11 protein-coding genes and 1 tRNA gene are annotated in these 14,111 nt (G+C 42.5%); 1 reads left to right on the plus strand and 11 read right to left on the minus strand.

Going from position 1 to position 14,111, the window contains the following annotated elements; genetic code table 11:
* Window positions 1–35: 35 nt before the first annotated feature.
* Window positions 36–518, plus strand: coding sequence for a DUF4442 domain-containing protein (locus tag FTU80_RS04665; RefSeq protein WP_180054258.1), 483 nt, complete (start codon window positions 36–38; stop codon window positions 516–518).
* A 50-nt stretch (window positions 519–568) separates the two neighbouring features.
* On the opposite strand, the gene FTU80_RS04670 is transcribed toward FTU80_RS04665, so the two are convergent.
* The 11 genes from FTU80_RS04670 to FTU80_RS04720 form a co-directional block, all read right to left on the minus strand.
* Window positions 569–925 carry a DNA transfer protein p32 gene (locus FTU80_RS04670; RefSeq protein WP_078192840.1) on the minus strand — a complete coding sequence of 119 codons (357 nt, stop codon included), beginning with the start codon at window positions 923–925 and terminating at the stop codon, window positions 569–571.
* A gap of 130 nt (window positions 926–1,055) precedes the next feature.
* The gene (locus FTU80_RS04675) at window positions 1,056–1,598 is read right to left on the minus strand and encodes a hypothetical protein (RefSeq protein WP_180084374.1); all 543 of its coding nucleotides are present in this window, start codon (window positions 1,596–1,598) and stop codon (window positions 1,056–1,058) included.
* 159 nt (window positions 1,599–1,757) lie between these two features.
* A complete protein-coding gene (gene rpoC, locus FTU80_RS04680; RefSeq protein WP_078192842.1) occupies window positions 1,758–5,957 on the minus strand; it encodes a DNA-directed RNA polymerase subunit beta' in 4,200 nt (1,399 codons plus the stop codon).
* 155 nt (window positions 5,958–6,112) lie between these two features.
* Window positions 6,113–10,201: a DNA-directed RNA polymerase subunit beta gene (rpoB, locus tag FTU80_RS04685; protein WP_180024736.1), complete on the minus strand. Its 4,089-nt coding sequence runs from the start codon at window positions 10,199–10,201 to the stop codon at window positions 6,113–6,115.
* A 303-nt stretch (window positions 10,202–10,504) separates the two neighbouring features.
* Entirely contained in the window at window positions 10,505–10,876 is a 372-nt protein-coding gene (gene rplL / locus FTU80_RS04690) for a 50S ribosomal protein L7/L12 (protein ID WP_078189828.1), read from the minus strand.
* A gap of 48 nt (window positions 10,877–10,924) precedes the next feature.
* Window positions 10,925–11,431: a 50S ribosomal protein L10 gene (gene rplJ / locus FTU80_RS04695; protein WP_111885844.1), complete on the minus strand. Its 507-nt coding sequence runs from the start codon at window positions 11,429–11,431 to the stop codon at window positions 10,925–10,927.
* 301 nt (window positions 11,432–11,732) lie between these two features.
* Window positions 11,733–12,428, minus strand: coding sequence for a 50S ribosomal protein L1 (gene rplA / locus FTU80_RS04700; protein WP_078189830.1), 696 nt, complete (start codon window positions 12,426–12,428; stop codon window positions 11,733–11,735).
* A gap of 3 nt (window positions 12,429–12,431) precedes the next feature.
* Complete coding sequence (rplK, locus tag FTU80_RS04705; RefSeq protein WP_004868049.1) at window positions 12,432–12,860, minus strand: 50S ribosomal protein L11; 429 nt, start codon at window positions 12,858–12,860, stop codon at window positions 12,432–12,434.
* Between the two features lie 115 nt (window positions 12,861–12,975).
* The gene (gene nusG, locus FTU80_RS04710) at window positions 12,976–13,509 is read right to left on the minus strand and encodes a transcription termination/antitermination protein NusG (RefSeq protein WP_078189831.1); all 534 of its coding nucleotides are present in this window, start codon (window positions 13,507–13,509) and stop codon (window positions 12,976–12,978) included.
* A gap of 7 nt (window positions 13,510–13,516) precedes the next feature.
* Complete coding sequence (secE, locus tag FTU80_RS04715) at window positions 13,517–13,957, minus strand: preprotein translocase subunit SecE (RefSeq protein ID WP_078189832.1); 441 nt, start codon at window positions 13,955–13,957, stop codon at window positions 13,517–13,519.
* Between the two features lie 76 nt (window positions 13,958–14,033).
* Window positions 14,034–14,109, minus strand: a tRNA-Trp gene (locus FTU80_RS04720).
* Window positions 14,110–14,111 lie beyond the last annotated feature (2 nt).

A 14,111-nucleotide genomic window follows, 5' to 3' on the forward strand; every position in this document is an offset into this window, starting at 1 on the left:
ATGCAAAGTTCAGCATAAAAAAAAATTGACCCAGTATGAGCATAATCCAGAAAATAATGACAATGCCTATTGTCTCTAAATTCTTACTCAATCATTATGCCCCTTATAAAGGTGCTGGCATTTCGATTGATAAAATTGATCTCGCCAATTATCACATTCGCGTCAAAATGCCATTAACTCGTAAAAATCAAAATATCGTCGGTGTACATTTTGGCGGTAGTCTTTATTCAATGGTTGACCCATTTTATATGTTGATTTTGATGCATCACCTTGGCTCACGTTATATCGTGTGGGACAAAGCTGCAAATATCCAATTTTTATCTCCCGGGCGTGGAACGGTATACGCTGACATCCAGCTCGACCCAAATGAAATCAATCATATTAAAAACTTAGCAGATAACCACGCACCTGTTTTACGGAACTATAGCTTAAATATTTTTGATGAAGCAGGCTTACGTATCGCTGAAATTCAAAAAACGCTATACATTCGTCGCAAACAACCCCGTCCACGCAAATAAAAAAGGCGCTTATCTTTAAGCGCCTTTTCATTCAATTTTATCGGATTGGATTAGCGATTTTGCTCAATTGCAGCACCTGCACCACCACCGATTGCACCACCAATCGCAGCACCAGTGTTACCACCAAAGATACTTTTACCTACTGCAGAACCAATCGCACCACCTACACCACTATATGTAGCATTTCGGTTTGAACCGTTTTGAGTTTTACTACCTACAGCTGCACCAGCGCCACCACCAACGGCTGCACCTACACCACCACCGACATTATTACCCACACCACCACCAATGGCACCACCTAAAGCTGCAGCACCAATACGCTGTTCATTAGGTGACATGCTTTCACAACCAGCAAGCATTAGGGTCGACATCATTGCGACTGCGCATACGCTCATTACTTTTTTCATTGTGATGTTCCTTGTCTTCTTCAATACCTATGATTCTAAAACCATTGTATGAAACAATTAAACATAGCTTGTTACGGCTTGGAGCATAAATGCTGCATTTTGTAAAAAATCACGCCTAATCGCTCACGAATCACTCAGGGTTTTCATCCAAAATCATCAAATCTTTTGTGGTTTCACCATTTTCAGTCAGCACAGCATGAGAGAGTTTAGCTTTGCTTTCTGGATCAGTTGCCTGATCTAGTTTTAGCGTGCGTTTAATCGGGTCTTGCCCTTTCTTAAACTCTACGCCTTCTGCATCAATATTGGTGTTTTGACGAATAATCTGACCGTCCTGTTTCACCGTCGTCTTGGTTTCAATTTTAGAGGTCGGGACGATGACGCCACCACGTTGTAGTACTGGAATCGATAATTTCTTTTCAGAAAAATCACTTTGATGATCTGAAAGTTCAATTTCACGTGCCACGATATCCTGACCTTTATTGGTCATTTCTAACACTGTTGCAGTCACTTGGCGTACAGGTTCTTGACCTGCAACACGGCGAATCACTTCTGTTTTTAATACCGGAACTACAGCTTTATCTTCTACCACAATTGAATTGGGCATAGGTGCAGCAATCGCTGTCAATGAGCTGAATAATGCAGAAACTGCGAATACTTGCTGTGCGAATTTCATCAAAAGACCCCGTTATGTTTAAGTTTAAAAATCAAGAGATTTGTTATGTTCTATTTTTACTATAGGAAATAATTCAATATTAGGAAAGCTTTAATTTTCAATTCATCCGCATAAAAAAAGCCACCCAAAGGTGGCTTTTTTGAATAATTTAAGGGCTAATTAAAGACCGTTAAATTCATCGCTAAATGCTTGGCTTAATGCTTGATCTACATCAGAGAAATCATTGTGAAGCTCAAGCTCTGCAGCTTCAGACTCTTGACGACGACGTTCTAAGTGATAAGCCAAACCTGTACCCGCTGGGATCAGACGACCTACAACTACGTTTTCTTTCAGACCACGTAATTCATCTTCTTTACCTGTTACAGCAGCTTCAGTTAACACACGAGTTGTTTCCTGGAACGATGCAGCAGAAATGAACGAGTCAGTAGAAAGCGACGCTTTGGTAATACCCATCAATTGACGTTCAAACTTCGCTGGGAACTTGTTCTGAGCTGCCACAGCTTGGTTTTCTTGAACAACGCGGATGTATTCCACTTGCTCGCCTTTGATGAAGCTTGTATCACCACCGTCAGTGATTTCAACTTTACGAAGCATTTGACGTACGATCACTTCAATGTGCTTGTCGTTGATTTTTACACCTTGCAGACGGTATACGTCCTGAACTTCGTTCACGATGTAGTTTGTCAGTGCAACTTCGCCTTTCAAACGTAAGATGTCGTGTGGGTTTTGCGGGCCATCAGAAATGGTTTCACCACGGTTCACATGCTCGCCTTCGAACACGTTAATCGTACGCCATTTCGGAATTAGCTCTTCGTAAATCTCAGAGCCATCATCCGGAGTAATCACAAGACGGTTCTTACCTTTGGTCTCTTTACCGAAGCTTACGATACCTGAAATTTCAGCAAGGATCGCATGTTCTTTCGGTTTACGTGCTTCGAACAAGTCAGCTACACGCGGTAGACCACCGGTAATATCACGTGTACGTGAAGATTCTTGTGGTACACGACCAATAACGTCACCGACACCAATTGTTTCGCCGTCGCGCACAGTCAGAATCGTGTTTTGTGGTAGGAAGTAGAACTGTTCGCCGCCATCTGTTGTATCCAATACAACAGCTGGACGCATATCTTTACCAGATGCTGGACGTGAAGTTACTGGAAGTACCTCAATAGTCGTCATACCTGTTGCATCATCAGTTTTCGATGTCACAGTTACGCCATCAGCGATTTGGCTGAAACGCACTTTACCTGCAACTTCGGTAACAAGTGGATGTGTATGCGGATCCCAAGTCGCTACGATACCGCCAGCTTCCACAGCTTCGCCATCTTTAATGATGATTGAAGCACCGTATGGAATTTTGTAACGTTCGCGTTCACGGCCGATGTCATCTGCGATACCGATTTCACCTGAACGTGAAGTTGATACCAAGTGACCTTTAGCGTGTTGTACTGTTTTCACATTGTGGAAACGTACTGTACCTTTGTTACGAACTTGTACGCTGTTAGCAGCAGAAGTTCGGCTCGCAGCACCACCTACGTGGAACGTACGCATTGTTAACTGTGTACCTGGCTCACCAATTGATTGAGCAGCCATTACACCCACAGATTCACCTGGATTCACCAAGTGACCGCGAGCAAGGTCACGACCGTAACATTTCGCACATACACCGAAAGTAGATTCACAGTTTACAACTGAACGTACTTTCACTTCATCGACACCTTGCTCTTCTAAGTAGTTTGCAAGTTTTTCGTCGATTAAAGTATTACGTGGAAGAATCACATCATCCGAACCTGGTTTCTTCGCATCTTCAGCAAGTACACGACCCAATACTCGAGTACCTAAGTTCTCGATGACATCGCCACCTTGAATGAACGGAGTCATTACAAGACCGTCGAAAGTACCACAATCTGGCTCAGTAATTACCAAGTCTTGTGCAACGTCAACCAAACGACGAGTCAAGTAACCTGAGTTCGCAGTTTTCAATGCAGTATCGGCCAAACCTTTACGTGCACCGTGTGTTGAAATGAAGTACTGAAGTACGGTCAAACCTTCACGGAAGTTCGCTTTAATTGGTGTTTCAATGATCGAACCATCTGGTTTCGCCATCAAACCACGCATACCCGCTAACTGACGAATCTGAGCTGCCGAACCACGGGCACCTGAGTCAGACATCATGTAGATCGAGTTGAATGATTTTTGTTTCTCGTCTTCACCCTGTTTGTTTTTAACAGTTGTGAAAGACAAGTTGTCCATCATCGCTTTCGCTACTTGGTCGTTTGTACGCGCCCAAATATCGACAACTTTGTTATAACGTTCGCCGGCAGTTACGAAACCTTGCTCAAACTGTTGTTCGATTTCACGAACTTCAACTTCAGCTTTTTCGATAATTGCTTGTTTTTGTGGCGGAATTAACATGTCTTCCATACCAACAGACACACCTGAGTGAGTCGCTTGACGGAAGCCCAAGTACATTAATTGGTCAGCAAAGATAACAGTATCTTTTAGACCCAATTTACGGTAGCAAGAGTTGATCAATTTAGAGATGTTCTTTTTAGTCATCTCAACGTTGATTTGTTGGAAATCCATACCTTCAGGTACAACTTCCCAAAGTAAACAACGACCTGGAGTTGTGTCTACAACAATGGTTTGTTGTTCACGGTTACCATTTTCGTCAATGACAGTTTGGTGTACACGTGCTTTTACGCGAGCGTGTAAATCAACTTGACCTGTTGCAAGTGCACGGTTTACTTCGTCAGTATCCGCAAACACCATGCCTTCACCTTTGGCATTGATCGCATCACGAGTGATGTAGTACAAGCCTAAGACAACGTCCTGAGAAGGTACGATGATTGGCTCACCGTTCGCAGGAGAAAGAATGTTGTTTGTTGACATCATTAACGCACGAGCTTCTAACTGAGCTTCAAGTGTTAATGGTACGTGTACCGCCATTTGGTCACCGTCGAAGTCGGCGTTGAACGCAGCACATACGAGTGGGTGAAGACGGATCGCTTTACCTTCAATCAGGGTTGGTTCAAATGCTTGAAGACCCAAACGGTGAAGTGTAGGCGCACGGTTCAACATCACTGGATGTTGACGAATTACGTGAGCAAGTACGTCCCAAACTTCTGGAGTTTCACGCTCAACCATTTTCTTCGCAGCTTTAATGGTTGTCGCTTGGCCAGATGCTTGTAGTTTCGCAAAAATGAATGGTTTGAATAATTCAAGCGCCATTTTTTTCGGAAGACCACATTGGTGAAGACGTAAAGTCGGACCTACGGTAATTACCGAACGACCAGAGTAATCGACACGTTTACCCAATAAGTTTTGACGGAAACGACCTTGTTTACCTTTGATCATGTCTGCCAAAGATTTAAGAGGACGTTTATTCGAACCAGTAATTGCACGACCACGACGACCGTTATCAAGCAATGCATCAACAGACTCTTGTAACATACGTTTTTCGTTACGTACGATAATGTCTGGTGCTGCAAGGTCTAGAAGACGTTTCAAACGGTTGTTACGGTTGATCACACGACGGTAAAGATCGTTCAAGTCAGAAGTCGCAAAACGACCACCTTCTAGAGGAACCAACGGACGAAGATCAGGTGGAAGTACTGGAAGTACATTCATCACCATCCATTCTGGTTTGTTGTTCGACTCTTTGAACGCTTCCATCAATTTCAGACGTTTAGAGGCTTTCTTAAGCTTCGTTTCTGAAGTCGTATTTGGAATTTCTTCACGAAGACGTGAAATTTCAGCTTCAAGATCGATGTCTTTCAACAAATCTTGAACTGCTTCCGCACCCATTTTCGCAGTGAATTCATCACCGTGTTCTTCCAAAGCAGTGAAGTATTCTTCATCGTTTAGAAGTTGGTATTTCTCAAGTGGAGTCATACCTGGGTCAGTTACAACGTATGATTCGAAATACAATACACGTTCGATATCACGTAAAGTCATGTCTAAAAGCAGACCGATACGGCTAGGAAGTGATTTTAAAAACCAAATATGTGCAACTGGAGAAGCAAGGTCAATATGACCCATACGCTCACGACGTACTTTTGCAGTTGTTACTTCAACGCCACATTTTTCACAAATGACGCCTTTGTATTTCATACGCTTGTATTTACCACACAAGCATTCGTAATCTTTTACTGGACCAAAGATTTTGGCACAGAATAAACCATCACGTTCAGGTTTGAACGTACGGTAGTTAATGGTTTCAGGCTTTTTAACTTCACCATGAGACCACGACTTAATCATTTCTGGTGACGCAAGACCAATACGGATGCGATCAAACTCTACAGGAGCATGACCGTCTGAATCCGTCTTTTTGCGCATGATATCGAGCAAGTCTTTCAATTTTTTTCTCCGTGTGTTGTGGAGATTTTCACTTCACAACTGGGTCACAAATATTGTTTTTTAACTGAATTTTAATCCCCCTTAATCCCCCTTTTCCAAAGGGGGAAAAGTCCCTCTTTTGCAAAGAGGGATTTAGGGAGATTTAATGGAGATTCTTAGTCACCATTTTTCAGTTCAATGTTGATACCTAAAGAACGGATCTCTTTGGTCAATACGTTGAACGATTCAGGCATACCTGGGTCCATGTAATGGTTACCATCTACAATGTTCTTATAGATACGGGTACGACCTTCAACGTCATCCGACTTCACAGTAAGCATTTCTTGAAGTGTATATGCTGCACCGTAAGCTTCGAGTGCCCATACTTCCATCTCACCGAAACGCTGACCACCGAATTGTGCTTTACCACCAAGCGGCTGTTGAGTTACTAGAGAGTAAGAACCAGTAGAACGCGCATGCATCTTGTCGTCAACCAAGTGGTTCAATTTCAACATGTACATGTAACCTACAGTTACTGGACGGTCAAAACGCTCACCTGTACGACCATCATACAATACTGTTTGACCAGTACGTGAAATGCCACCAAGTTCTAACAATTCTTTGATTTGTGATTCTTCAGCACCATCAAATACTGGTGTTGCTAAAGGAACACCTTTACGTAAGTTACCTGAAAGCACCAAGATTTCTTCATCAGTCAAGCTATCAAGATCTTCTTGTTCGCCACCAACTTTGTTGTAAATCTTGTCTAAGAAATCACGAAGCTCAAGTACAGTACGTTGCTCTTTCATCATCTTGTCGATTTGATCGCCAAGACCTTTAGCCGCCATACCTAAGTGAGTTTCAAGAATCTGACCCACGTTCATACGTGATGGTACACCCAGTGGGTTAAGTACAACATCAACTGGAACACCGTTTGCATCGTGTGGCATGTCTTCTACAGGTAGGATGTTTGATACAACACCTTTGTTACCGTGACGACCCGCCATTTTATCACCCGGTTGGATGCGACGTTTTACAGCCAAGTAAACTTTAACAACTTTCAATACGCCAGTTGTCAGTTCATCGCCTGTAGACAATTTACGTTTTTTCTCTGCAAATTTCTCGTCAATTTCAAGGCTCTTCTCTTTCAAGAACACTTGAATTTGAGTTAAACGCTCAGCAATCGCTTCGTCAACTGGTTGGATTTCAATAAGATCAACCAACTCAAGACCAGACAATAACTCTTCAGTTAATTTGTCACCGCGTTTAGTTGTACCGCCACCATTCGATTCTTGACCTTTCAACAAACGAACAATACGTTCACGAGCTGCTTCTTCAAAGATTTTGAATTCTTCTTTCAAATCTTTACGGTAAGCATCTAATTGAGCTTTTTCAATTGCTTGAGCACGTTCGTCTTTTTCAAGACCATCACGTGTAAACACTTGAACGTCAATAACAGTACCTTTAACACCAGAAGATACACGTAAAGATGAATCTTTAACGTCAGCCGCTTTTTCGCCGAAGATTGCACGAAGAAGTTTTTCTTCCGGAGTAAGTTGGGTTTCACCCTTAGGTGTTACTTTACCTACAAGGATATCGCCCGCTGTTACTTCTGCACCGATGTAAACAATACCTGACTCATCAAGTTTAGAAAGTGCTGCTTCACCCACGTTCGGGATATCGGCAGTAATTTCTTCCGCACCCAATTTAGTATCACGTGCTACACATGACAATTCTTGAATGTGGATTGATGTTAAACGATCTTCTTGAAGCACACGCTCAGATAATAAGATCGAGTCTTCATAGTTGTAACCGTTCCAAGTCATGAATGCTACGCGCATGTTTTGACCCAATGCCAATTCACCGCCATCTGTAGATGGACCATCAGCTAATACGTCACCACGACCCACTTGATCACCAAGGCTTACAAGCACTTTTTGGTTAATACAAGTGTTTTGGTTAGAACGTGTATATTTGATCAGGTTGTAGATATCTACACCTGCTTCACCCGCGATCATTTCGTCTTCGTTTACACGAATAACAACACGAGACGCGTCGACGAATTCAATACGGCCACCACGTTTCGCAAGAACACATACACCTGAGTCGTGCGCTACGTTTGCTTCCATACCTGTACCAACAAGCGGCTTGTCAGCGATTAACGTAGGTACTGCCTGACGTTGCATGTTTGAACCCATCAATGCACGGTTGGCATCATCGTGTTCAAGGAATGGAATAAGTGATGCAGCAACAGATACAACCTGCTGTGCAGATACGTCCATATGCGTCACTTTTTCAGGAGGCATACGTACGAAATCACCTTGGTGACGTACAGAAACAAATTCTTCTGTTAAATTACCGTCTTTATCTACACCTGAATCGGCCTGTGCAATCACAGTACCTACTTCTTCAATCGCAGAAAGGTATTCAACGTCATCCGTTACACGACCATCAACAACTTTACGGTAAGGCGTTTCTAAGAAACCAAAATCATTCGCTTTCGCATAAACAGAAAGTGAGTTGATCAAACCAATGTTTGGACCCTCAGGAGTCTCAATTGGACATACACGACCATAATGAGTTTGATGTACGTCACGTACTTCGAAGCCCGCACGCTCACGAGTCAAACCACCTGGGCCCAATGCTGATACACGACGTTTGTGTGTAATTTCAGACAACGGGTTGTTTTGGTCCATGAACTGAGACAACTGGCTTGAACCAAAGAATTCTTTGATTGCAGCAGCAACTGGTTTCGCATTGATTAAATCTTGCGGAGACAAGTTATCAGTTTCAGCTTGAGATAAACGTTCTTTAACAGCACGTTCAACACGAACTAGACCAACACGGAATTGGTTTTCTGTCATTTCACCAACAGAACGAACACGACGGTTACCCAAGTGATCGATATCATCGACTTCACCTTTACCGTTACGGATTTCAACTAATGTTTTCAATACATCAGTGATGTCTTCGTTCGAAAGAATACCTTCAACTTCACGAGACTTCTGATCCGTACCCACTTCGTAAGGACGACCCAAACGACGGTTGAACTTCATACGACCTACTGGTGATAAGTCATAACGTTCAGAAGAGAAGAACAAATTGTTGAATAAGTTTTCAGCAGCTTCTTTTGTTGGTGGCTCACCCGGACGCATCACTTTGTAGATTTCTACAAGTGCTTCTTCACGACCAGTTGTAGTATCTGCACGTAAAGAGTCCGCAATGAATGGGCCACGGTCGATGTCATTGGTATAAAGTACGTTGAATTGTTTAACGCCGCCTTCAGCCAATTTCACCATAATTTCATGGCTTAGTACTGTATTTGCAGCAATTACTTCGCCATCACGTAACGTTACATCTTCAGCAACAATACGTTCATATAGGTATTCATCAGGAACAGAAAGTTTTTCAAGACCTGCTGCTTCCATTTGACGAACATGGCGCGCGTTAATACGTTTACCTTGTTCAACAATTGTTTTACCGTCTGTACCCACGATATCAAACTGTGCCATTTCGCCACGTAGACGTTCTGGAACCAAGTCAATTTGATAGCTACCCATATCAAGATATACAGGTACTTTTTCGTAGAACATGTCTAGGATTTGTTCGTTGTTATACCCCAAGGCACGAAGCACAACAGTCGCAAGTAATTTACGACGACGGTCAATACGAACATATACAAGATCTTTTGCATCAAATTCAAAGTCTAACCATGAACCACGGTAAGGAATGATACGAGCAGAGTAAAGAACTTTACCGCTAGAGTGAGTTTTGCCTTTATCGTGGTCAAAGAATACACCTGGTGAACGGTGTAATTGAGATACGATTACACGCTCAGTACCATTGATCACAAAGGTACCGTTGTCTGTCATAAGTGGCATTTCACCCATGTAGACTTCTTGCTCACGCACATCTTTGATTGTTTTAGTTTCGCGATCTTTAATGATCAGACGAATTTTTACACGCATTGGCGCCGCATAAGTTGAGCCACGAAGAATACATTCGCGCACATCAAATTCAGGCTTACCAAGACTATACTCAACAAATTCTAAAGCAGCATTGCCAGAATAACTTTCAATAGGAAAAACTGAACGAAATGCGGCTTGGAGACCGATATCTTCGCGGTTTTTTGGAGTTTTGCCGTCTTGAAGGAAAGTTCGGTACGAGTCGACTTGAATCGCGAGCAAGTACGGAACATCCATTACCTTGGGCAATTTACCAAAATTCTTACGGATCCGTTTCTTTTCGGTATATGAGTATGCCATCTGGAGTCCTCGGAAAGTAAACTAAGTCCGCCTGCAGAACGAACTTAGAAGGAATTACGCAGGCCGATATGGCCACCACTTTCACAAATGCTGCAATTTTTAGTGGTATTAAAACGCTTAACAATATTTTTTACTGAAAAATATTGGTAAGCGTTTGGTTTTATAAATTATTTTTAATTTGTATGATTTTTATATCATGCAAACAAAAATCGAGCCGATTATTGTAACGCAAAAAGGCTGATGACCCAAGGGCCACCAGCCATTTTTTGGAGCCGATTATAAAAAAATCGACTCCCCTTAAGATTACTTAAGTGTAACTGTAGCACCAGCTTCTTCAAGTTTTTTCTTAAGTTCTTCGCCTTCTTCTTTAGAAACGCCTTCTTTAAGAACTGAAGGAGCGCTTTCAACAAGATCTTTAGCTTCTTTAAGACCAAGGCCAGTAGCTTCACGAACTGCTTTAATTACAGCAACTTTGTTAGCACCGAAAGAAGTCAACTCAACGTTGAATTCTGATTGTTCTTCAGCAGCAGCACCAGCAGCGCCAGGAGCAGCAGCAACTGCTACAGCAGCAGCAGATACGTTGAATTTTTCTTCGAAAGCAGAAATAAGTTCAACAAGTTCAAGAACAGTTTTTTCAGCAACTGCGTTTAAGATTTCTTCGTTTGTTAAAGCCATGAGAGTAACTCCAAATGGGTATTGAATGGTGTGTAAATTGATTTAAGCTTAAGCAGCTTCTGACTCGTTTTTCTCTTTGAGCGCAGTAATAAGGCGACCCAATTTCGAAATAGGAGCTTGAAGAACGTTTGCAAGCATAGTAAGCGCTTTCTCTTGGTTTGGAAGGTTCGCGATAACGCTAACTTCAGCACCTTGATAAACCTTACCGTCAAATGCAGCAGCTTTAAGTTCAAATGCTTTATTAGTTTTAGCAAATTCTTCGAACAAACGAGCAGCTGCGCCCATGTCGTCTTCAGAAGTTGAGAAAGCTAAGATTGTTGGGCCAACAAGGTTGTCGCTCAAGATATTGAATTGAGTATCTTGAAGAGCACGTTTAGCCAAAGTGTTACGAACTACACGAGTAGCAACACCTAGTTTACGAGCTTCAACACGTAGAGCAGTTAATTGCTCAACAGTTAAACCTTGATAGTCAGCAACAACAGCAGCATACGCAGTAGAAGCAACTTCAGTTACTTCAGCTACGATCTGTTTTTTGCCTTCGATAAGAAGAGCCATTGTAAAACCTCCTAACGGTGATTTATGCACCTATACAGATGCACTCCCAATTCGTTAGCTCATCACTGAACCAACACGCGGAGGAGGAACAAATCACACCACCGCGTCTACTCAGGCTGGGCTATTAAGAAGAAAGCATAAAACTCCCCTCGCCTGAGGTCTTTGACGCTGATAAATCTAAATTTATCAATTCAAAGTTTGCCTGAATCACGCAATATACGACGGAACGTTTCTTGCGTAATATTTAAAGCGGTGCTTCAAATATTACTCAGGGCTTTAAAATTCTGTAATAAGTCGAAACTTATTTAGAAACGTTTGCCACATCAACAACAAGACCAGGACCCATAGTAGAGCTTAGAGTGATCTTTTGGATGTAAACACCTTTAGAAGTAGCAGGTTTTGCTTTCTTAAGGTCTGCTACAAGAGCTTCAACGTTTGAACGAACAGCTTCAGCAGTGAAACCTACTTGACCGATCGCAGCGTGGATGATACCTGCTTTGTCTACACGGTAACGTGCTTGACCAGCTTTCGCATTTTTAACAGCAGAAGCTACGTCAGGAGTTACAGTACCCACTTTAGGGTTTGGCATTAAGCCACGTGGACCAAGAATCGTACCTAACTTACCAACAACGCGCATTGCATCCGGAGCTGCAATTACTACGTCAAAGTCAAGGTTACCCGCTTGGATGCTTTCAGCAAGATCATCAAAACCAACAACGTCCGCACCTTCAGCTTTAGCAGCTTCAGCAGCAGCGCCTTGAGCAAACACAGCTACACGTACAGTTTTACCAGTACCTGCAGGAAGTGTAGTCGCGCCACGAACAACTTGGTCAGATTTACGAGGATCAACACCTAGGTTTACAGCAACATCCAAAGATTCTTTGAATTTTACTGCTGGAAGGCCGTTAAGAACTGCAACTGCTTCTTCCAAAGTGTAAACTTTGTTAGCTTCAACAGCAGCAACAATGGCTTTTTGACGTTTAGTTAATTTAGCCATGTCTTATAGCTCCACTTCCAAGCCCATAGAACGCGCAGAACCAGCAATGGTACGTACACGTGCGTCTAAATCAGCACCAGTAAGATCTGGTTCTTTAGTAGTCGCAATTTCTTCTAATTGAGCGCGAGTCAACTTACCAACTTTAGTTTTGTTAGGTACAGCTGAACCCTTTTGGATGCCCGCAGCTTTCTTAAGAAGAATCGCAGCAGGAGGAGTTTTCATGATGAATGTGAACGACTTGTCGTTGTACACAGTGATCACTACTGGAATTGGAAGACCAGCTTCAACTTTTTGTGTCGCAGCATTGAATTCTTTACAGAATGCCATGATGTTAACACCACGTTGACCTAGTGCAGGACCAATCGGTGGAGATGGATTTGCTTTACCAGCTGGAACTTGCAGCTTGATATAGCCGTCAATCTTCTTAGCCATTTCAATTACCTCTGGGTACTAACGCCGCTAGGCTCCCCATACATATAAGTAACGATACCGTTACAACAACAATGCCCGACTCATAACAAATCGGGCGTTTATCAACCAAGTTAAATTAAACCGATTTTTCGACTTGGCGAAATTCCAGCTCAACCTGAGTTGGTCGATTAAATACATTAATCGTCAACGTTAAACGTGACTTATCGTATAGAACTTCTTCCACCACGCCTTTAAAATCGGTGAATGGACCGTCAATTACGAGTAATTCTTCACCTGGTTCAAACATCGTCTTAGGACGAGGTGCTTCGCCAGTATTGCGTACACGTGCAAGAATCGCATCAGCTTCTTTTTGCGTAATTGGTGCAGGTTTTTCTGCAGTACCACCAATGAAACCTAATACTTTTGGACATTCTTTAACTATGTGCCAAGTTTCATCATTCATTTCCATTTCGACTAACACATAGCCTGGAAAGAATTTACGCTCAGATTTACGTTTCTTACCATCCTTCATTTCCACTACTTCTTCAGTAGGGACAAGGACTTCACCAAAGCTATCAGCTACAGCGCTACGCTGGATTCGATCATTAAGTGAGCGTAACACTTGTTTTTCATAACCAGAATAGGCATGAATAATGTACCAACGTTTCATAGCTCTCTTACCCGATAATAAACTTCATTAACCAGCTCAAAGCATAGTCAAAGCACCATAATAAAATAGATGCCACTAAGACTACCGCAAGTACCTGCCAAGATGTGGTCATGGTCTCTTGCTTGGTTGGCCAAGTCACTCGACGTAACTCAATTCGAGCATCTTTCAACAATCGAACAAAGCCTTTGCCTTGATGGGTGGCGTATAATAAACCTAAAGCCACGATGATACAAGCCAAAATTACCCCAACACGGACCCAAACATCATTCGCTGGTGCCCAGTATGCTGGCAAATGTTGATTCACCATCATAGAACTACCGAGTAAAATCAACGCGATAACCCACAGAACATAGTCTAAAGGGGAACCAGAATTAACAACTTCAGCAGGATTATTTCTTTGAGGAATTGGCGCGTCGCTTAATGCGTCACGCGATTTATCATTCGACATTTTTGTACTCGTCGTAGGATTCGCGACTTATTATATGACCAGTTGAGCCAGCATCAAGCTTCTTTTTAAAAAAATTTGGCAGGCCAGGAGGGACTCGAACCCCCAACATTCGGTTTTGGAGACCGACGCTCTACCAATTGAACTACTGACCTGC

It is taken from the genome of Acinetobacter sp. YH12145, from assembly GCF_013418335.1.
Taxonomy (GTDB): Bacteria; Pseudomonadota; Gammaproteobacteria; order Pseudomonadales; family Moraxellaceae; genus Acinetobacter; species Acinetobacter amyesii.